This is a genomic window from Streptomyces rapamycinicus NRRL 5491 (assembly GCF_024298965.1).
GTDB classification, from domain to species: domain Bacteria; phylum Actinomycetota; class Actinomycetes; order Streptomycetales; family Streptomycetaceae; genus Streptomyces; species Streptomyces rapamycinicus.
Genome location: NZ_CP085193.1, coordinates 741,043 through 760,182, shown reverse-complemented (window position 1 = coordinate 760,182; position 19,140 = coordinate 741,043). Strand labels below are relative to the sequence as shown.

The 19,140-nt window shown below is 70.7% G+C and carries 17 protein-coding genes and 1 pseudogene; 8 read left to right on the top strand and 10 right to left on the bottom strand.

The genetic code is table 11. From position 1 onward, the window contains the following. Nucleotides 1–387: 387 nt before the first annotated feature. The 5 genes from LIV37_RS03400 to LIV37_RS03380 all read left to right on the top strand — a co-directional run bounded on the left by LIV37_RS03400 (nucleotide 388) and on the right by LIV37_RS03380 (nucleotide 3,730). A complete protein-coding gene (locus LIV37_RS03400) occupies nucleotides 388–1,332 on the top strand; it encodes an NADP-dependent oxidoreductase (protein ID WP_020865693.1) in 945 nt (314 codons plus the stop codon). Between the two features lie 75 nt (nucleotides 1,333–1,407). Beyond that, complete coding sequence (locus tag LIV37_RS03395) at nucleotides 1,408–1,560, top strand: hypothetical protein (RefSeq protein ID WP_202979662.1); 153 nt, start codon at nucleotides 1,408–1,410, stop codon at nucleotides 1,558–1,560. Nucleotides 1,561–1,588: 28 nt separating this feature from the next. Beyond that, nucleotides 1,589–1,834: a hypothetical protein gene (locus LIV37_RS03390; RefSeq protein WP_020865691.1), complete on the top strand. Its 246-nt coding sequence runs from the start codon at nucleotides 1,589–1,591 to the stop codon at nucleotides 1,832–1,834. Further along, nucleotides 1,813–2,028, top strand: coding sequence for a hypothetical protein (locus LIV37_RS03385; protein WP_020865690.1), 216 nt, complete (start codon nucleotides 1,813–1,815; stop codon nucleotides 2,026–2,028). Before LIV37_RS03390 ends, LIV37_RS03385 begins: the two co-directional genes overlap by 22 nt. 433 nt (nucleotides 2,029–2,461) lie before the next feature. Next, a complete protein-coding gene (locus LIV37_RS03380) occupies nucleotides 2,462–3,730 on the top strand; it encodes an alpha/beta hydrolase family protein (protein ID WP_243146414.1) in 1,269 nt (422 codons plus the stop codon). A 222-nt stretch (nucleotides 3,731–3,952) separates the two neighbouring features. On the opposite strand, the gene LIV37_RS03375 is transcribed toward LIV37_RS03380, so the two are convergent. Then, nucleotides 3,953–4,216, bottom strand: coding sequence for a helix-turn-helix domain-containing protein (locus LIV37_RS03375; protein WP_020865688.1), 264 nt, complete (start codon nucleotides 4,214–4,216; stop codon nucleotides 3,953–3,955). 63 nt (nucleotides 4,217–4,279) lie between these two features. On the opposite strand from LIV37_RS03375, the gene LIV37_RS03370 reads away from it, so the two are divergent. Both LIV37_RS03370 and LIV37_RS03365 read left to right on the top strand, forming a co-directional pair. Then, nucleotides 4,280–5,455: a thiamine pyrophosphate-dependent enzyme gene (locus LIV37_RS03370; RefSeq protein ID WP_020865687.1), complete on the top strand. Its 1,176-nt coding sequence runs from the start codon at nucleotides 4,280–4,282 to the stop codon at nucleotides 5,453–5,455. Continuing rightward, nucleotides 5,448–6,904 (top strand): annotated as a pseudogene (locus tag LIV37_RS03365) (aminobutyraldehyde dehydrogenase). Before LIV37_RS03370 ends, LIV37_RS03365 begins: the two are co-directional and overlap by 8 nt. 40 nt (nucleotides 6,905–6,944) lie before the next feature. Here LIV37_RS03365 and LIV37_RS03360 read toward each other — a convergent pair. From LIV37_RS03360 to LIV37_RS03335, 6 genes are all read right to left on the bottom strand, one after another. Beyond that, nucleotides 6,945–7,919: an Lrp/AsnC family transcriptional regulator gene (locus LIV37_RS03360; RefSeq protein WP_020865685.1), complete on the bottom strand. Its 975-nt coding sequence runs from the start codon at nucleotides 7,917–7,919 to the stop codon at nucleotides 6,945–6,947. Nucleotides 7,920–8,163: 244 nt separating this feature from the next. Beyond that, entirely contained in the window at nucleotides 8,164–10,566 is a 2,403-nt protein-coding gene (locus tag LIV37_RS03355; protein WP_121825860.1) for an MFS transporter, read from the bottom strand. A gap of 252 nt (nucleotides 10,567–10,818) precedes the next feature. Further along, a complete protein-coding gene (locus LIV37_RS03350; protein WP_020865682.1) occupies nucleotides 10,819–12,126 on the bottom strand; it encodes an aminotransferase class V-fold PLP-dependent enzyme in 1,308 nt (435 codons plus the stop codon). Between the two features lie 34 nt (nucleotides 12,127–12,160). Continuing rightward, nucleotides 12,161–12,925, bottom strand: coding sequence for an amino acid ABC transporter ATP-binding protein (locus LIV37_RS03345; protein WP_121825861.1), 765 nt, complete (start codon nucleotides 12,923–12,925; stop codon nucleotides 12,161–12,163). After that, nucleotides 12,922–13,818 (bottom strand): amino acid ABC transporter permease, encoded by an 897-nt coding sequence (locus LIV37_RS03340; RefSeq protein WP_020865680.1) that lies wholly within the window; start codon nucleotides 13,816–13,818, stop codon nucleotides 12,922–12,924. Before LIV37_RS03340 ends, LIV37_RS03345 begins: the two co-directional genes overlap by 4 nt. Further along, nucleotides 13,815–14,675, bottom strand: coding sequence for an ABC transporter substrate-binding protein (locus LIV37_RS03335; protein WP_121825862.1), 861 nt, complete (start codon nucleotides 14,673–14,675; stop codon nucleotides 13,815–13,817). The genes LIV37_RS03340 and LIV37_RS03335 overlap by 4 nt, the downstream gene beginning before the upstream one ends. 214 nt (nucleotides 14,676–14,889) lie before the next feature. On the opposite strand from LIV37_RS03335, the gene LIV37_RS03330 reads away from it, so the two are divergent. Then, nucleotides 14,890–15,501: a TetR/AcrR family transcriptional regulator gene (locus LIV37_RS03330; protein WP_020865678.1), complete on the top strand. Its 612-nt coding sequence runs from the start codon at nucleotides 14,890–14,892 to the stop codon at nucleotides 15,499–15,501. Between the two features lie 36 nt (nucleotides 15,502–15,537). On the opposite strand, the gene LIV37_RS03325 is transcribed toward LIV37_RS03330, so the two are convergent. From LIV37_RS03325 to LIV37_RS03315, 3 genes are read right to left on the bottom strand one after another with little or no spacing between them, the layout of a single operon-like run. Next, nucleotides 15,538–16,365: an ATP-binding cassette domain-containing protein gene (locus LIV37_RS03325; RefSeq protein WP_020865677.1), complete on the bottom strand. Its 828-nt coding sequence runs from the start codon at nucleotides 16,363–16,365 to the stop codon at nucleotides 15,538–15,540. Next, entirely contained in the window at nucleotides 16,358–18,076 is a 1,719-nt protein-coding gene (locus LIV37_RS03320) for a dipeptide/oligopeptide/nickel ABC transporter permease/ATP-binding protein (protein ID WP_020865676.1), read from the bottom strand. Before LIV37_RS03320 ends, LIV37_RS03325 begins: the two co-directional genes overlap by 8 nt. Further along, nucleotides 18,063–19,130, bottom strand: a complete 1,068-nt coding sequence (locus LIV37_RS03315) for an ABC transporter permease (RefSeq protein WP_020865675.1) — start codon at nucleotides 19,128–19,130, stop codon at nucleotides 18,063–18,065. Before LIV37_RS03315 ends, LIV37_RS03320 begins: the two co-directional genes overlap by 14 nt. Between the last annotated feature and the right edge of the window lie 10 nt (nucleotides 19,131–19,140).

The following is a 19,140-nucleotide window of genomic DNA, read 5'->3' as shown; positions in this document are numbered from 1 at the left end:
GACGGCGCCGCCGTCCGCGGATCCCGAGGATCGGCCATGAGCATCCCCCTCCCTCGCCCAGCGGGAAGATCAGCAGCAGCTGGAGTGGCGAGGGCGGAGTCTTCCTGCTCCTGTCCGGTTCCGCGCTGGTGTGGGCCCGCGATGAGGAACACGAGCTGCAAGAGGGTGGCGTCGGCTTCCTGCCCCGGCGCGTCCCGGACGGCTACCGCATCGCGCCAACACATCGACCGAGTCGCCGCGGAGCTCGCCGTGGAGCTCGTCGCGGCGACGGGCGCGGGCCTACGGCCTGAACGGTGTCACTTGCTTCGAATTCGAAGCAGCAGTAGCGTGTCCCGCAGTTGCTTCAAGTTCGAAGCAAGCAGACATGATGCGAAAGCGAGAACTCCGATGAAGGCAGTGCGTTTCCACGAGTACGGCGACCCCGAGGTCCTGCGCTACGAGGACCTGGAGCAGCCCGTCCCCGGACCCGGGCAGGTCCGGATCCGCGTCGCCGCGACGTCGTTCAACTCCGTCGACGGCAACATCCGCGGTGGCTTCATGCGCGGCCCGATCCCGGTGGAGTTGCCGCACACGCCCGGCCTCGATGTCGCCGGTACGGTCGACGCGCTGGGCGAAGGCGTGGACGGCCTCGTGGTCGGCGATGAGGTCATCGGGTTCCTGCCGATGGACAAGAGCGGCGCCGCAGCGGAGTACGTCCTCGCGCCGGCCGAGGTTCTGGCAACGGCACCCAAGGGAGTCCCGCTGCCGGACGCCGCGGCGTTGCCGGTGGTGGGGCTCACCGCGTACCAGGCGCTGTTCGACCACGGCAAGCTGACGGCCGGGCAACGCGTGCTGATCAACGGTGCCGGCGGAGCGGTCGGCGGCTACGCCGTGCAGCTGGCCAAGGGCGCCAAGGCCCACGTGATCGCCACGGCCGGCCCCCGCAGTGCGGAGGCGGTGAAGTCGGCCGGTGCCGACGAGGTCATCGACCACACGGCCACGAGCGTGCCCGACGCGGTGAGCGAGCCGGTCGACGTGGTGCTCAACCTCGCGCCGGTCGACCCGGCGCAGCTGGCCGCACTGGTCACCCTGGTCCGGCCGGGCGGTGTCGTGGTCAACACGACGGTGTGGATGCCCGCGCCCAGCGACGAAGAGCGCGGCGTGCGCGGCATCGACCTGTTCGTCCGCAGCGACGCCGAACAGCTGTCGCGGCTGGTGGCACTGGTGGACCGCGGTGAGCTGCGCGTCGCCGTCGCCGAGCGGGCGCCGCTGGCCGAACTGGCGGCGTTGCACGCCCGGGCCGCCGAGGGCGCGGTGCACGGCAAGGTCATCGTCGTCCCGTCCGCCGCCTGACCCCGGAGGGCGGGAACCGCGGCACTCGGCCTGGAACCCGAAATCGCCGCGGGGCCGGCTCCGGTGGCCGGTGCGATGGCGGACGCCCGCCACACCGCCGGCGGTGGGGGACGTCGTGGCGCTGCCCTGCACCCCGGCGCCCCGCACGAATTCGACTCGATCGCCTTCACCTCCGACGCCGCCCGGCGCGCCATCGCCGACCGCGTCCGGGTGCTCAAGTCGATCTGAGCCGCCCCCTCACTGAAAGATCGAGATCATGACGCTCAGCTTCGACCCCGAAGCAGCCGACGTCCTGGCCCAGCTGGGCGGGACCGACGCGTTCCAGCCGTCGCGCGACGACGTCGAAGGCCGTCGAACCTTCCGGGAGCCGATCCTCGTCGCCTCCTGTGCCGCCCAGCCCTTCCCTGAGAGCGTCCGTAGGGTGGATCTCGCCGACCGGCTGCTCTCCGAGTACGGGAGTACGGGCGGTGGAGCGTCCAAGTGGAGCCGGCGCCCGGTCTGACCCGGGGAGCGACACTGGCCGACCGGCGGCCGTTCGTCGCCAATAAGCCGGCGCCCCCGCACCCGCCGATCGAGGTCGCCACCCGGCTGGACCTGGACCGGCTGCTGGAATGTTTCGTGGCGGGGATCCGGGCCGCGGGCACCGCACCGGGATGGCGGACGCGGCCGATGGAGAAAGAGGTGTGTGGCGACTGACCTGGTCCCCTGCCCGGCGGCAAGACCCGCGCCGGCCACCCCGGGCCGGGGGCCGTTTGGAGGAACTCAGGCAGGTACGGCTCCTCCGGCCTGTGGGCCCTGGCTGTAAGCGGTCTCGGCCGCGCCGTGACGAAGGCCCTCCGAGCAGCGGGACGCTTTCCAGGGGTCGTTGCGACACCGCGGTGCGTCGATCGAACCGCGAGCAGTGCAGACAGACGCCCGGCTGGGGTGTTCCAGCCGAGCGTCTTGCGTGGGCGACTGCTGAGTTCGGTGGTGACAGCGTCGAGGTCGTTGCAGATGTGCCGGATCAAGTTGGCGGGGAACGTCGTCGGAAAGCGACGGCGAGCACCGAACGCACCCTCGGGAAAACCCCACACACGTCGGAGGGTTGGCCGGATGGTCGGCTGTGCCGGCGGATACGTACGGTCACGGCATGAAGCGAACGAGCAGGTTACTGATGGTCTCGGCGGTGTCGGTGGCGCTGACGGCGAGCGGCACGACGGCCGTGGTCGCACAGGGAGCGGGGGAACCCCGGGCCGCCGTTGTTGCGCCGGTCGCCACGGACTCGCCGCGGGGCACGCTCGTGTCGGTCGAGCACCTGCGCACGTTCACCGCCCGCGAGGTCGCGGCCGAGCTGGCGGGGGACAAGGCGGGTGCCTGGGACACCGGCGCCGTACGGTACGGTCTGGACACCTTCCGGATCGTGTACCGCACGGTTGACCCTCACGGCCGGCCCACGACCGCCAGCGGACTGCTGGCCCTGCCTCGAAGCGGTGAACGGCGGCTGCGGACCGTGTCCTTCACGCACGGCACGGAACTGTTCAAGGACGACGTCGCCTCGGTATCGACCAGCGTCTGGGACCAGGCCCCCGCCCTGACCTACGCCTCCGCCGGATTCGCCACGGTACTCCCCGACTACCTCGGACTGGGCCTGGGGCCAGGCCCGCACCCCTGGATGGACGTCCCCTCGGAGACGACGGCCGCCCTGGACCTGCTTCGGGCGTCCCGCGCCGTCGTGGCGGCGAAGGGCCGGGAACTGCGCCGCGAGGTACTGGTCACCGGCTTCTCACAGGGCGCCTCGGCGGCACTGGGACTGGCCCGGTCGCTGCGGGAAGGCACCGACGCATGGTTCGGGCTGCGCGCCGTTGCACCCATCAGCGGCGCGTACGCGTTCCGTGACGCGGAGCTGCCCGCGCTGCTGGCCGGGCGGACGGAGCCGAAGGCAAGCGTGATCTACTCGGCGCTGGCCCTCGTCGCCTTCAACCGCCTGCACCACCTGTACGACACGCCGGCCCAGGTGTTCCAGGCGCCGTATGACCAGACGATCGAGGGTCTGCTGGACGGCACACACACCGGTCAGGAGGCCGTGGCCGGCACCCCCGACTCCATCGACGCGCTCCTCACCCCCCGCGGCCGGGCGATGCTGGCCCACCCCACCGGAGGGCTTGCGGCGGCCCTGCGGATCGCCGACGGCGTGTGCGCCGACTGGACGCCGCGGGCTCCGATCCGGCTCTACTACGCCGATGGGGACGAGCAGGCCGTCACCGCGAACACCGACCACTGCCACGCCGCCCTGCGCTCCCGCGGCATCCATGCTCCGCTGATCGGCCTCGGCACTCCTGACTATGGCGGCTCGCGCCATCTGGGATCCCAGCAGGCGGGAACCGCCGCCGTGGTGCGGTGGTTCCGTTCCCTGCGGTAGGCAAGCCGGCTACCGGGTGTTCCGACCTCGGAGGCCGGTGCCCGCCCCTCGGGTGTGAGGGCGCCCAGGGAGCGTCGGAACACCTGGTCGTGTTGGTCAGGCAGCGAGCAGTTTGTGCAGGCGCTCGGGTTGATGCCGACGACCTGGCATGCCTTGCTGTTGCCCAGGCCCTGCTGCATGAGCTGGAAGTATGCCTCCCGCTCACGCAGCAGGCCGCTTGGGTCAGCCGGTTTCCTCTGTCCGGTCGCGCCGGTCCGTGGCCCGCAGGGCCAGGGCGATGAGGGCTGCGTCCTCGGGATGGCGGATGTCGTGACCGGTGAGCTCGCAGAAGCGGGCGAAGCGGTGCTGCACGGTGTTGCGGTGGCAGTAGACGGCCTTGGCCGTGTCCGCTATCGAGCCGTTCCCTGCCAGGTGGACGCGCACGGTGCGCAGCAGCCGGTCCTTCTCGGCGTCGGTGACGTCCGGTCGGTCGAGTCCGCCGAGCACGTCGTCTTCGCCATCGCCGGCAGCGGGCGCCCGGGACCGGTCGTCCTGGGCCTGCCGGAGGACATGCTCACCGACACCGTCCAGGTGCCCGACGCCACCCCGCTGCCCGTGCCCGCCGGAGCGGTCTCCGCCGCCGAGCGCGACCGGCTGGCCGCACTGCTGGGCGCCGCCGAGCGCCCGCTGCTGCTGCTCGGCGGCAGCCGCTGGACCGGCCGGGCCCGCGCCGACGTACGGGAGTGGGCCGAGGCGTGGTCGCTGCCCGTCACCGTCGACTTCCGCTGCCAGGACCTCGTCGTCAACGACAGCGAGAGTTACATCGGGGCGCTGGGCTACGGACGGGCCGACGCCGTCGCCGAGCGGGTACGCGTGGCCGACCTGCTGATCTGCGTCGGCACCGCGCCCGGCGACGTGTGCACCGACGGCTTCACCCTGCTCCCCACCGACGGGACCGGCCCGCGCCTGGTTCAGGCCCTGCCCGCACCGCAGCCGCCCGCCCCGCTCTATCCGGCCGACCTCGCACTGCTCGCCGTCCCCGAGGCCTTCGGCGTGGCGGTACGCGGTCTGCACCCAGACGCCGCGGTGCCCTGGGGCCCACGGACCGAGCAGGACCGCGCCGCGCACCTGGAGTTCCGTACCCCGGTGCCGGACGACGACCCGCTGAACCTCGGCGCCGTGTTCGCCCACCTGGACGCACGGTTGCCCCATGACACCGTGGTCACCTTCGGCGCCGGGAACCACGCGGTCTGGGCCCAGCGCTTTCTCACCTACCGCGACGGATGGCGCCAACTCGCCCCGCGCAACGGCTCCATGGGCTACGGCATCCCCGCCGCCGCCGTCGCCGCCGCGATCGCCGAACCCGGCCGGCAGGTGGTCTCGGTCGCCGGTGACGGCTGCTTCCTGATGAACGGCCAGGAGCTGGCCACCGCCGTCGCGGAGGGCGCGGCCCCGCTCGTCCTCGTCCTCAACAACTCGACCTACGGCACGATCCGCCAGCACCAGGAGCAGAGCTACCCGGGGCGGGTCAGCGGCACCGGCCTGGTCAACCCGGACTTCGCCGCCCTCGCCCGGGCCTTCGGCGCCCACGGCGAGACGGTCACCACCTTCGACGCGTTCCCGGCGGCCCTGGAGCGGTCGCTGGCCTCCGGCACCGCGGCGCTGATCGAACTGAAGGTCACCGACGGCCTCCTGGCTCCCGGTGTCACCGTCGACTCCCTCCGTGAGGAACACCAGCATGTCTGATCTGGCCCTGCACAACATCATCGACGGCGAACCGGCGATGGTGGCCGCGCGCATGGAGCTGACCGACCCCGCGACCGGCGAGGTCTACGGCACCGCGCCGCGCTCCTCCGCCGCCGACGTGGACACCGCCGTCGCCGCCGCCCGCCGGGCCTTCGCCTCGTGGCGCCGCTCCACCCCGGGCGAGCGTCAGGAGGCGCTGCTGCGCCTCGCCGATCTCGTGGCCGAGCACGCGGACCGGCTGCTGGACGCCGAGGTACGCGCCACCGGCAAGCCGCGCGAGACCACCCGGGCCCTCGAAATCCTCCGGGGCGCCGACCAGTTGCGCTTCTTCGCCGGAGCCGCCCGGGTCCTGGAGGGCGTGGCGGCGGGCGAGTACACCGAGGGCCACACCTCGTACGTCCGCCGCGAGCCGGTGGGAGTGGTCGCCCAGGTCACCCCCTGGAACTACCCCTTCATGATGGCCGTATGGAAGCTCGGACCGGCCCTCGCGGCGGGCAACACGGTCGTGCTGAAGCCCTCCGACACCACCCCGTGGTCCACGGTGCTGCTCGGCGAGCTCGCGGCCCGGGTCCTCCCTCCCGGCGTCGTCAACGTCGTCTGCGGCGACCGGGACACCGGGCGCGCCCTGGCCGGGCACGCGGGCGTCGACATGGTCGCCATCACCGGCTCGACCCGGGCCGGTTCCGAGGTGATGGCCGCGGCCTCCGCGGAGGTCAAGAACGTCCATCTGGAGCTGGGCGGCAAGGCCCCGGCCGTCGTCTTCGCCGACGTCGATCCGCGGCGCACGGCCCGCGCCCTCGCCGACGCGGCCTTCTTCAACGCGGGCCAGGACTGCACCGCCGTCACCCGGGTACTGGCCGAACGTCCTGCCTACGACGCGGTGCTCGCGGCGCTCGTCGAAGCGGCCCGGACCACCCGTACCGGGCCTCCGTCCGGGGAGGCGTTCTTCGGCCCCCTCAACAGTGCCGCCCAGGCCGACAGGGTGAGTTCCGTCCTGGCCGGGCTGCCGGACCACGCCGTGGTCGAGACCGGCGGCAAGCGGCTCGAGCCCCGGGCTACTTCTTCGAGCCCACCGCCATCTCCGGTGTGCGCCAGGACGACGCGGTGGTCCAGCAGGAGACCTTCGGCCCGGTGGTCACGGTGCAGCCGTTCGACACCGAGACGGAAGCCGTGGAGCTGGCCAACGGCGTCGACTTCGGGCTGGCCTCCAGTGTCTGGACCGCCGATCTGGGCCGCGCGACGCGGCTCAGCGCCGAACTGGACTTCGGCTGCGTCTGGCTCAACTGCCACCAGGTGATCCTCGCCGAACTGCCGCACGGTGGCTACAAGCAGTCCGGTGTCGGCCGCGATCTGGGCCGCTACGGATTCGACGACTACACCCGCGTCAAGCACGTCATGGCCGCGCACCGGAGCCCGCTCGGTCCCCCGGCCGGCACTGAGATCCGATAGCGCGGGGAGACGTCATGACGCGGGGCTGGTGCGGTTGGTGTCAGCGGCCAGGTTCGTAGGTGAGTTGCTTGACCTCGCGCACGGTGAGGGCTGTCTCGATGGAGTGGACTCCGTCGAGGGCTCCGATCTTGTTGCTCAGATAGGTGTACAGGCCGCCGGCGTCGGCGTGGAGCGTGGCGGCGACGATGTTGGCCTGGCCGGTGGTGGCTGCTGCGAAGCGCACTTCGGGATGGGTCGCGAGGGCGTGGCCGACGTCGGCGAGGGCGGCCGGGGCGACGGTGAGCCAGAGCATGGCGACGACGTCGTTGCCGAGGTGCTCGTGGTCGAACTGCACGTCCAGATAGAGGATTCCGGTGGAGCGCAGGCGGTCCAGGCGCCGTTTGACCGCGGATTCCGGCAGGCCGGTGCTCGCCTGGAGTTCGGTGAGCGGGGCCCGTCCGTCGCGACTGAGGATGGCGAGCAGCGCTTCGTCGGCGTCCTCCAGGACGACGGGGGTGGGGGCGGGTTCGGTGGGTGGCGGGCTGAGGGCGGTCCGTTCGCCGGGGCTGAGGGCGTTGATCTTGCTGAGCCAGCCGACGGGGCCTCCGTAGAAGTGGTGCAGCAGGCAGTGGGCGCTGACCGAGATGACGCGGGGGGTGCGCTGGAGGCGGTCGAGGAGGAGTTCGTCCCTGGCCTGCCGGGTGCGTGGCTTCATCGCGCACATCACTTCCGTGCCGCCCGAGATCACGCTGACGTAGGAGGTGTCCGGGCGCCGGGCGAGTGCGCCCGCCAGCTGTTCGGCGGCGTCCGGCGTGCAGCGCAGGCGGAGGAGCCAGGTGCTGCGGCCGAGTCGGCTTTCGTCGGTGATGCCGAGCACGCGCAGCTGCACAGTGGTGCGCAGCCGGCGGTAGCGGCGGGCGACGGTCTGATCGGAGACGCCCAGGGCGTGCGCGATCCGGTTGAACGGCGCCCGACCGTCGAGCTGCAGCGCCTGCAGCAGCTTCAGGTCGAGTGGGTCGGGCGCTTGGGACTGCACTGGCTTCTCCTGCTGTTGGGGCGGATGTCAGTGAAACGATCTGTCCAGCGGGTGCTCCTCCGTGAGCGGTGACCGGTGAGCGGTGACCGGTGACCGGTGACTGTGGGGGGTCTTCGGGGTGGACCTGGACCTCGACCGGGCGCGCTCCTGTCTCAAGTGTGGCGCCCTGTACCGCGCCCGGCCGTCGCATGCCCTGGTGTGACCGTATCCGGTAAGTGTGTGAGCGGCCGGTTGGGCCGTCGCTTCAGTTGTCCGGGTGAGCCAGCTCCAGGTGGACGTTGTCCATGCCCTGGCCGTGCAGGGTGACCGTGGTGGCCACCGGCGGGTATCCGGCGGTGATCAGCGAGTAGCTGCCCGCGTCCAGGTCGGTGAAGGAGTAGGCGCCGTCGGAGCCGGTGGTCGTGGTGCCCACCACGTTTCCGGCCGCGTCCACCAGCGTCACCCGCGCGTCGGTGAGGGCCAGGCGGCTGGCTCCCGCCCGCACGACGCCCCGCAGCCGCGAGCCCGGCCGCAGGGGCACTTCCAGCGCGGTGACTCCGGAGCCGGACAGCTGAACCGGGAGCGCGACGGGCCGGAACCCGGGGGCGTTCACCGTGATGGTGAGGTCGCCGGCCGGCAGCTCGTCGAAGCCGAACCCGCCGGAGGCCTCGGTCATGCCGCTGGCCAGTACGTCGCCGCGTACGTCCGTGACCATGACCATGGCGCCCTCCACAGGCACCCCGTCACCGGCCGAGACCACGTTGCCGGCGAGCCTGCCGGCCCCGGCCAGGACGACGTCGTGGGGCAGCGGCTCCTCGTGGAGCACCACCGTGGTCGCCTGGGGCTGGTGGCCATCCGCCGCCGCGATCAGCACGTACGACCCCACTGCCGGGGCGGTCAGCTCGTAGCGGCCGGCGCTGTGGGCCACCGTCCGGCCGACCTGGCGCCCGGTCGGCGAGATCAGCGTGAGTGTGGCGCCCGCCATGCCATCGCCGGCGGCGTCACGGACCCGGCCGTTCAGAAGTGGTCCGGGACGGGCCCCGGTCGAGACGCCGGCGGTGTCGCTCGCGGAGCCGCGTCCGCCCGGCTGAGGGAGTGGGGCCCGCGCCGCACCGTGCGCGGCGGCCGCGCCGGCCAACACCGGCTCCGGCTCCACCGCGGGCGAGGGTTTCGCCTCCTCGGGTGCCGCCGGGACCGGGGCCCGCGGGGTGCGCAGCAGCACCGCCCCGACGATGGCGGCGAGCAGCGCGAGGGCCGCGGCCACGATCAGGCACAGCTGGAGGCCGTCGAGGAAGGCCGCGGACAGGGCGCCCAGGGCGCGGCCGGTGTCCGCTCCCAGGTCCATCCGGGCCACTGTCCCCAGCCCGCCGGCGTCCACGGCCGCGGTGATGCGCCGCGCGGTCGCGCCGTCGACACCGGCGGCCGCGAGATGGCCGGGGAGGGTGTCGGTGGTCCTGGTGGTCAGCAGCACGCCCAGAACGGCCGGGCCGAGGGCGCCGCCGACCTGACGGAAGGCGTTGTTGCCCGCCGCCGCCATACCGGCCAGGCGGTGCGGCACGGAGGCGACGGCGGTGGCGGTCATGGGCGTGACGACCAGGCCCAGGCCGAGGCCCAGTAGAGCCAGTCGCCAGGCCAGCGCACCGAACACCGTGTGCGCGTCGAGCGCGGTCAGGGACACCAGGGCCCCCGAGGTGATCAACAGGCCGATGGTGATCAGGACGCGCGCCGAAATCCGGCGCATCAACGGCCCGACCACCACCCCGACGAGCAGGCACACCGCCGTCACCGCCAGCAGCCGGTACCCCGCGTCGAGGGTGTCGAGCCGCTGCACCATGCCGAAGTAGAGGCTGAGAACGAAGAAGAAACCGATCAGCCCCAGGAAGCTGATCATCGCGATCAGCGTGGTGGCGCTGAACGCCGGGCTGCGAAAGAGCGCCAGGTCCAGCATCGGGCTGGCACTGCGCCGCTCGGCCAGGACGAAGGCGAGGGCGCTGACGGCAGCGAGCGCCAGCGCGACGATCACCCGGGGCTCGGAGAAGGAGTCGGCGCCGCCCTCGATCACGCCGTAGACGAGCGAGGTGATCGCCAACGCGGCGGTGATCTGGCCGGGCCAGTCCAGCCGGCGGGAGCCGGGCGCCCGGGAGTCGGCCACCAGCGGCGCCGCGATCATCATGGTGAGGACGGCCACGGGTATGGTCGGCAGGTAGATCCAGCGCCAGGCGGCGTGGTCGAGGATGACCCCTGCCATCAGGGGGCCGACGGCCAGTGCCGTCATGAGGGCCGCCGCCCACAGCCCGACGAACTTCGCGCGCTGGTGCGGATCGGGCACCACGTGGCTGATCAGCGCCAGTGTGGTGGGCAGCAGCGCGGCCGCGCCCAGCCCGGCCAGAGCCTGCCCGGCCCACAGCACCTGGACCGACTGCGCGCTCAGGGCGACGGCCGCTCCGATGACGGCGAACGACAAGCCCGCCTGGAAGACCTTCTTGCGGCCGTGTACGTCTCCGAAGACACCGGCGCTCAGGATGAGGGCCGCCATGGGCAGGACGAACGCATCGGTGATCCACGACAGCTGGGATGTCGACGCGTGCAGGGCCCGTTGGATGGCGGGCAGGCTCACCGAGACGCTGGTGACCGGCAGATAGGCGACGAACACCCCGACGCAGGCCATGACGAGCGTGGCTTTCGGACTCTGCCGTGGCCCGGTCGCAGTTGCTCCGACGTTCACAAATCCTCCCTTTCGGTGCGGCCGGTCGCCGACACGGCGATCACTTTCCAGCCAGTCCCGTCCAGGAGCCAGCCACAGCCCGCGGAGCTCGGAGAACCGACATCGAGGCGGCTGTTTCGACGGTTTTCCGACACCCGCACGGTGCCGCGCGACTGCACCGTGCGGGTGCGCGGGAGATGACCGCGGTCTCACGGACTACCCGGCCGCGCGCTCCGCGATGGCCCGGGTGGCGGCGAGGAAGGCGTCGACCTCGGTGAGCGTGTGGCAGTGCAGGGGAGAGACGCGGACCACGCCCTCCAGGCCGAGTGAGCGCAGGATCCGCTCGGAGTAGTGGCTGGTGGCGACGCGCTCGTAAACGACGATGCCGCGCTCCTCGTACGCGCGGACGGCTTCGGCGCACTCGAGGTCGTCGAAGGTGAGCGCCACGATCAGATCGCGCGGCCGCGCGGTGACGGTCTGGTCCGCGAAGTGCACTCTCACTCCCGGTGTCGCCATGAGGCCCGACTGGTTGTCCGTGCCGCCGAGCAGGGCTCGCAGCAGGGTCTGCTCGTGCTGCTGGATTGCGCGCAGGCCATCGGTGATGGCGGTGCGCCGGTCGGATCCGGCGGGGGTACCGCCGATCGAGGCCAGGTAGTCCATGATCGCGCTGAAGCCCGCGTAGACGGCGGGCGCCGCGCTGCCAACAGCCCAGGTCCGCGCGCTTGTCCCGGCGAACTGTTCGTGGTCGAGCCGGGCGAGGCGGGGGGAGAGGTAGGTGAACGCGTTCCCGCGGTCCCCGAACATCTTGTACGGGGCGATATTGGCCGCGTCCACGCCCCAGGCCCGCACGTCCAGCACGCCGTGCGGCGCGTACTGCACCGTGTCCGTCACCACGTACGCCTGCGGGTTCTTGGCCCGGACCGCCTCAACCACGGCGGGGATGTCCGTGATGGCGCCGGTGATGTTCGAGGTCGCGATGACCGACACCAGACTGGTGCCGGCATCGACGAGCCCGGCTATCGCCCCGGGCGTGATGCCGCCGGTGTGCCGGTCGGGCTGGGCGACGCGCATCTCCTGACCGGTGCGCCGCGCGTAGCGGGCACACGCGTCGTAGGACGAGGGGTGCTCGAGCGCGGTGGTCACGATGTTGGTGCCGGTCACGTTCTCGGCGACGGTGCGTACCACGGCGAACATCGCCTGCGAGGCGGTGGCGGTGGGCAGCAGCGCGCCCTCGGGGTCGCCTCCGAAGAAGGCGAGCAGATCGGACAGCCCCCGCTCCTTGACGCGGTCGAGTTCCCGCGCCGCCTTGCTGGGACGCACCGAGCTCTCCGGGTACAGCGCCACCTCCAGCGCCCGTTCGGAAACCGGGCGCAGGCGCAGTGAACCGCCGGAGTTCTCGAAGAAGATGCGCTCATTGCCCAGCGCGTCGCGCTGGAGGTGTGCGAACTGTCCGCGTATGTACTCCAGAGTCTGATCGTCGAAGGGCTTGGGTTCGGCAATGGTGTGCGACAAGGTCTGCTCCATGGGCGGTGAGGGTGGCTCGCGGCGCGGCGGCGGTTCAGCCGACGCGGGCGAGGAAGCTGCGGGTGCGCTCGGCCCGGGGGTTGTCGATGACCTCCTGGGGCGTGCCCTGTTCGACGACGACCCCGCCGTCCACGAAGATGACGCGGTCGGCGACCTCGCGGGCGAAGCCCATCTCGTGGGTGACGACGATCATCGTCATGCCCTCCCGTGCGAGGTCTTTCATGACGCCCAGGACCTCACCGACCAGTTCCGGGTCGAGCGCGGAGGTGGGCTCGTCGAAGAGCATCAGCTTCGGGCGCATGGCCAGGGCGCGGGCGATGGCGACGCGCTGCTGCTGGCCGCCGGAGAGCTGGTTGGGGTACGCGTCGGCCTTGCCGGCCAGGCCGACCCGCTCCAGCAGTGCGCGGGCGTGTTCGAGCGCGGACTCGCGCGGTTCCTTCTTGACCACACGAGCCCCCTCGATCACGTTCTCCAGGATCGTGCGGTGCGGAAAGAGGTTGAAGCGCTGGAAGACCATCCCCATCCGGGCGCGTTGCCGGGCGACCTCGCGCTGGGGCAGCTCCTGCAGCACATCCCCGGCCCGGCGGTAGCCGATGATCTCTCCGTCCACCGCGATGACGCCCGCGTCCGCGGCTTCGAGGTGGTTGATGCAGCGCAGCAGCGTGCTCTTGCCCGAGCCCGAGGGACCGAGCAGGCAGACCACCTCGCCGCGCGCCACGTCGATGTCGAGCCCGTCCAGGACGGTGAGCGAACCGAAGGACTTCCGCAGCCCGCGGATCTGCACCATTGCCTTCGTCATCGTGCGGATCCCTTCGAAGTGACCTGCCCGTAGCCCTGGTTGAGGCGTTTCTCCAGCCCGCGCTGTCCCAGCGTCGCCAGCGAGACAAGGAGCAGATACCAGATGCTGGCCACGATCAGCAGCGGGATGACCTGGAAGTTCACCGCGTAGATGTGCTGCACGGAGGAGAGCAGGTCCTGACCGGAGATGAACGCGACGAGCGAGGTGGCTTTGAGGAGGTTGACGAACTGGTTCATCGACGGCGGCACGATCACCCGCAGCGCCTGAGGCAGCAGCACACGACGCAGCGACTGCGCTCCCGTCATCCCCAGCGCCTCCGCCGCCTCCGTCTGACCGCGGTCGACGGAGAGGAACCCGCCGCGCACGATCTCCGACATGTACGCGGACTCGTGCAGGGTGAAGCCGAGGACCGCGGCGGTGAACCAGTCGATCGCCAGATTGGTGTCGACGCCGCCCGCGCTCTCCCCGAGGAAGATCGCGGGCCCGAGCTTGGGGAAGACCAGCGCCAGGTTGAACCAGAAGACCAGCTGCACCAGCAGCGGTGTACCGCGGAAGAACCACAGATAGAGCGAGGCGGCGGTGGACAGCAGCCGGTTGTCCGAGGTGCGCATCACCGCGACGACGATGCCGAGGATTGTCGCCAGCACCATGCAGATGGTGCTGAGCAGCAGGGTCGTTCCCACTCCGCGCAGGATGTCCCCGCTGAAGAGGTGTTCCCCGACGGTGTCCCAGCCCATGTTGTCGTTGCGGGCCACCGAGAAGAGCAGCGAGAGCAGCAGCAGGACGATGACGGCGGTGGCGGCCCACTGACCCGGTTTGCGGACCCGGGCGGTGGGAAGTCCCGCGAGGTGTTCGATGTCCCCACTCGGCGTGGTGGCGGTGGGGGCGCTCATGAGGTGCTCGCATTGGTGATCGGCTGGGACATGGCGAGTCTCGCCGCCTTCCACTTCTTGAGGATCTTGTTGTAGGTGCCGTCGCGCATCAGCTGCCGGAAACCGGCGGCGAGTGCCTTGCGCAGTACCGTGTCGCCCTTGCGGACGGCGGCGCCGTGGAACTGCGGATGGAACGCCGTGCCGACGAGGTCCCCCTGGCCCTGGTCGGCGACGTACTTCCCGATCAGGTAGTCAATGAGCATCGCGTCCGCACGGCCGGTGTGGACCTGGGTCCAGGTGGCGGCGTTGTTGTCCATCCGCAGGACGCGCACGCCCTTCTTCCCCGCCGCCCGGCACGCCTTGTCCTGCTGGTCGGACAGCTGCTCGGTGACGCTGCCCACGGTCGCCGAGACACTCGAACCACACAGGTCCGAACGCCTCTCCAGGCCCTTGGGGTTGCCGTCGGCCACCAGCATCATCGAGTACGAGGTGGTGTAGTCGACGAAGTCGACGCTCTGCTGCCGCTCCGCGTTGTCGGTGAAGTCCCCCATCGCCACATCGATCCGTTTCGACTGCAGCGCCGGGACCAGTCCTGCGAAGCCGATGTCCGCGAGGTGGATCCGCACGCCCAGCACCCGGCTGAGCGCGTCCATCAGGTCCTTCTCCACCCCGACGGAGCCGCCGCCCTTGTAGTACAGGTAGGGCGCGACCGTGCTGCTGCCGCCGATCTTCAACACCCCGGCGCTGCGGATGTTGTCGGGGAGGGCCGCCCGCAACGCGGTTCCGTGGGTGGGCGGCTCACCGGACAAACCGGAACCGCACGCCGTGAGTACGAGCATGGCGGCAGCACCGCACACGCCCGGGGCCATGCGTCTCATCGTGGCCTTCCGTCGTTGAAGAGGAACGCTTTAACTGAGATTGGTATCTCAGTTCGCATAGAGTTCACGCGTCCTGCTCACGCCGTCAAGACCCCGGGATGGGCTTGACCGTTTGGTTACCTGCAAGGATCGGTGCCCGCGGCGTGAAGCCATGGGTTAGACTCAGATAAAACCAAGAGCGATCTCTCGCTTTGAAAGGTGATGGAGGGCCGCAGTGAGCACCGCAGACCGTCCGCTGAAGCGGTCTCGAAGCCCGCGCAACGATGCGATCCGCAACCGCGCCAAGCTGCTCGAGGCAGCCGGGGAGATGCTCAAATCCGAACCGGAGAAGGTCACGGTCCCCCTCGTCGCCGAGCGCGCCGGCCTCTCCCCGGCCACGGCCTACCGCTATTTCTCCTCCCGCGAGGACCTCATCCGCGGCTACGTCCACGGCACCATCGTGGAACTGCGCAATTTCAGCCACGACTGCCCGAAGACCGGGCTGGCCCTCTTCGAAGACGTCGTCACCGAACGCATCCGGCTGGTGCGCATCACCGGCGCCGCCACCATCCAGGTCCGCTCACGCAGAGGCTTCCTCACGCGCCTCCGCGACCAGGACGAGGTCATGCTCACCGTCCGCGACATATGGGAACGCCCCCTCCGCGCGGTAATGCGCCACTTCCGCGTCGACGACGCCCACTTCGATCACGCCCTCTTCCTCTACAACCTCATGTTCGACCCCCGTGAGATCCTCGATCTCATCGATTCCGGCCTTGCCGAGTCCGATGTCGCCGCCCGCCTCATCCCTGCCTACTACGGCGCTCTCCGCGGCTGGACGGGTGCGTAGAACCGCCCGGCCACGATCCGGCCTCGGCACATCTGCTCAGGACTTGGCCGCGCCCGGGACCGCGTCGAGCAGTGCGCGGGTGTAGGCGTGCCGCGGGCGCTCGTAGAGGTCCGCGGCCGTACCGTGTTCGACGATGTCGCCGCGGTACAACACCACGACCTCGTCACTGACGTGCCTGACGACGGCGAGGTTGTGCGAGATGAACACCATGGTCAGGCCGAGTTCTCGGCGCAGCCCCGCGATGAGGTTGAGGATCTCGGCCTGGACCGAGACATCCAGCGCGGAGGTGATCTCGTCCGCGATCACCACCTCGGGCCGGAGGATCAGCCCGCGCGCGATCGCGATCCGCTGGCGCTGCCCGCCCGAGCATTCGTGGGGATACTGGCGGATGCTGTCCGCCGGCATCCTGACGGTCTCGAGCCAGTGAACGATCTCGTCCTGATGCTTCTTCACCCTGGCGCGGCGCGGGTCCACCGCTTCGGCGAGCGCCTCGCCGATGGTTCGGCGGGGGTTGAGCGAGGAATAGGGGTCCTGCGGGATCATCTGGACCCGCCGCCGCATTCCCGTGCGATCCGCACCGCGGGTGCCGAACACGTCATGGCCGGCGATCCGGACGCTCCCCGCCGTCGGCCGGATCGCACCGGCCAGGGTCTTCGCCAGAGTGGACTTCCCCGATCCCGATTCCCCCACGATGCCGACGGTGTGTCCCCTGGTGACATCCAGCGTGATCCCGTGCAGGATCCGCGTCGCTCCCCTTCCCCAGCCGTAGCTCACCTCGAGGTCACGGACCTGGACGGCCGCCGTCCGTGCCGCCGTCCGTGCCGCGGCCCGTGCCGCTGTCTGTGCCGCCGTCTGCTCAGCCATGCGAGGGCTCCTTCGTCGCTTCCGGGGTCCACGCCATGCCGGGCAGCGTCTCCACCGGACCGTCGATGTCGGGTGTGGCCGCGAGGAGCGCCCTGGTGTAGGGATGCCGGGCGGATTCCACGGTGAGGTCCGCCGCGTCGATCTCCTCCACCACCTCGCCGCGGTACATGACGATCACGCGATGGCAGAGTGCCCGTACCACCCCGATGTCGTGCGAGATGAACATGATCGAGGTGCCGAGCCGGCCGTTGACGCGCTCCAGTTCGCGCAGGATCTCCGCCTGGACCGTCACATCCAGGGCCGTGGTCGGCTCGTCGGCGATGATCAGCCGCGGCTCGGTCGCCAGCGCCGTCGCGATCATCGCCCGCTGTCGCATGCCGCCCGAGAGTTCGTGCGGATACTGCTTCATGCGGCGCTCCGGATGCGTCAAGCGCACCGCCTGGAGTGCCTCCACCATGCGGTGTCCCGCAGCCCGCGCACCGATGTGCTTGTGGGTGCGCAGCATTTCGGTGAGCTGGGTTCCCATCCGCAGGGCCGGGTTGAACGTCGATGCCGGGTCCTGGTACACGAGGCTGAGCGCATCGGCCATGAGGCCCGGTGGGACCGGCCGGCGGAGATCGAGGTCGCCGATGGCCATGCGGGAGGAGCTGAGGGTGAGGCCGTCGGGCAGGAGCCGGGCGAGGGACATCGCGGTCAGGGTCTTGCCCGAACCGCTCTCGCCCACGACACCGACGATCTCACCCGGCCTGATGCCGAACGAGACGCCCTTGACCAGCGGCTTGTCCCCGCTGTGAATCCACAGGTCTTGTACGTCGACGAGATAATCCTCCCTTGGCACCGGCGTGTCCCGCTCGGTGTCCCGGGCGTCTCCTCGGCCCGCCGTCCTCCTGGCCGTTCGCGGGTTCGCCGCGGCCGCGAGACCGTCGCCGATCAGGATCGCTGCGAGCCCGGTCACGATGACGAGAGCTGCCGGGCCCACCATCTGGAATGGCCGGCCCGCCAGCAGCGACGGCAGCGCCTCGCTCAGTAGCTTCCCCCAGTCGTAGGAAGGCGACTGGACGCCGATCCCGACGAACGACAGGGCGGAGAGGGCCGTGAGCGTGCTGGCGAACGTCGACGCCGACAGCACCAGCAGAGGCTCGGCCATATTGGGCAGCATGTGCCTGACCGCGATCCGCGGATGGCTCACCCCGAGCAGGCGCGCGGTCCGGACGTACTCCTGCTGGGACACCTTCGCGGCGAGATTCGCGGTGAGGCGGGCGAAGTACGGTATCCCGGCCATGCCGATGGCGATCACCACCGAGGAACCGCCCGCGCCGAGCACCGCCGCCACGACGAGCGCGAGAAGGAGACCGGGGAAGGCGACCATCGCGTCGATGACGCGCAGACAGACCTCCCGGGCCCGGGGCCGCATGAGCCACACGCTGGTGCCCAGGAGGATGCCGAGGGCGACCGCGATCGCCGTCGCGCCCGCGGTCATCAGCAGGGTCAGTCGGGTGGCGACCAGGGCGCGGAGCAGCACATCGTGGCCGGCGGCGTCGGTGCCGAGCGGATGGCCGGACGAGGGCTGCGCGAACCGGCTGCCCAGCGCGTCCGCCTCGCCGCTGAAGAACACCGGGGCCAGTACGGCGATCAGGATGACGATGCCCAGCAGGGCCAGTCCGAGGACGAGTCCGGGGTTCCCGCGGCGTCGTCGGCTACGCGGAGACATGTGACCCCCCGAGGGTCCGTTGGTCGATCAGCCCCAGCAGGACGTCGACGAGGAGGTTGACGATGGCCGCGATCATGCCGATGACGATCACCATGCCCTGGATCACCGGGTAGTCGCGGTCGAGTATGGCCTTGATGATGCCGCTGCCGAGGCCGGGCAGCGCGAACACGGACTCGATGACGATGGCCCCACCGATCATCCCGGTCAGGATGAGCCCGCTCAGGGTGAGCGTGGTGGTGAGGAGGTTGGGCAGCGCCCACCTGACATAGCGCTTGTGGGCGGGCAGCCGCCAGCCGTGCGCGGTGCGCATGTAGTCGTTGTCGAGCACGACCGCCGTTTCGCGGCGGACGACCCGGGAGACGGTGCAGATCGGTCCGATCACGATCGACGCGATGGGCAGCACGAACGACTGGGCGGCGAAGCGGGGCGTGTACGCCGGAGGGTAGAGCGGCACCACTCCGATGCCGACGGCGAACGTCACGACGAGGAACGACGCCATGATGTAGCCGGGTACGGCGTCGAGGAAACCGGTGACCACCCCGAACGTGGTGTCCAGCCATGTGCGCCGGCCACCGCGGGTGAGCACACCGACGGTCATCCCCAGCGGAATCGAGACCAACAGGACGATGACGATTCCGACCAGCGCGATGGTCGCCGTGAAGGGGAGGCGGTTGAAGACGATCGTTTCCACGGGCTGCCGGTACATGAACGATGTGCCCAGGTGTCCGGAGAAGACATCCCCCGCGTAGTCGACGAACCGCTCCCAGACCGGCCGGTCGAGTCGGAGTTCGTGTCTGACGCGTGCGATGTCCTTGGGATCGGCGTTGGCGCCGGCGATGCCCGCCGCGGGGTCGCCGGGGATGAGCTGGACGATCAGGAACGACACGACGAGCAGCGCGAGGAAGATCGTGACCAGGCCGGTGAGCCGACGGAGGGCGAACCCGGGCCAGAGCGAGGAGGGGTGGCGGAGCCGTCGTGGACCTGCCGTGGAGCGGTCGCCCGCGGGGGCGGGTGGCGGGAGCCCTGGGATCTCCGTGGAGTCGGGAGGAGTCATGGTGTGTGCG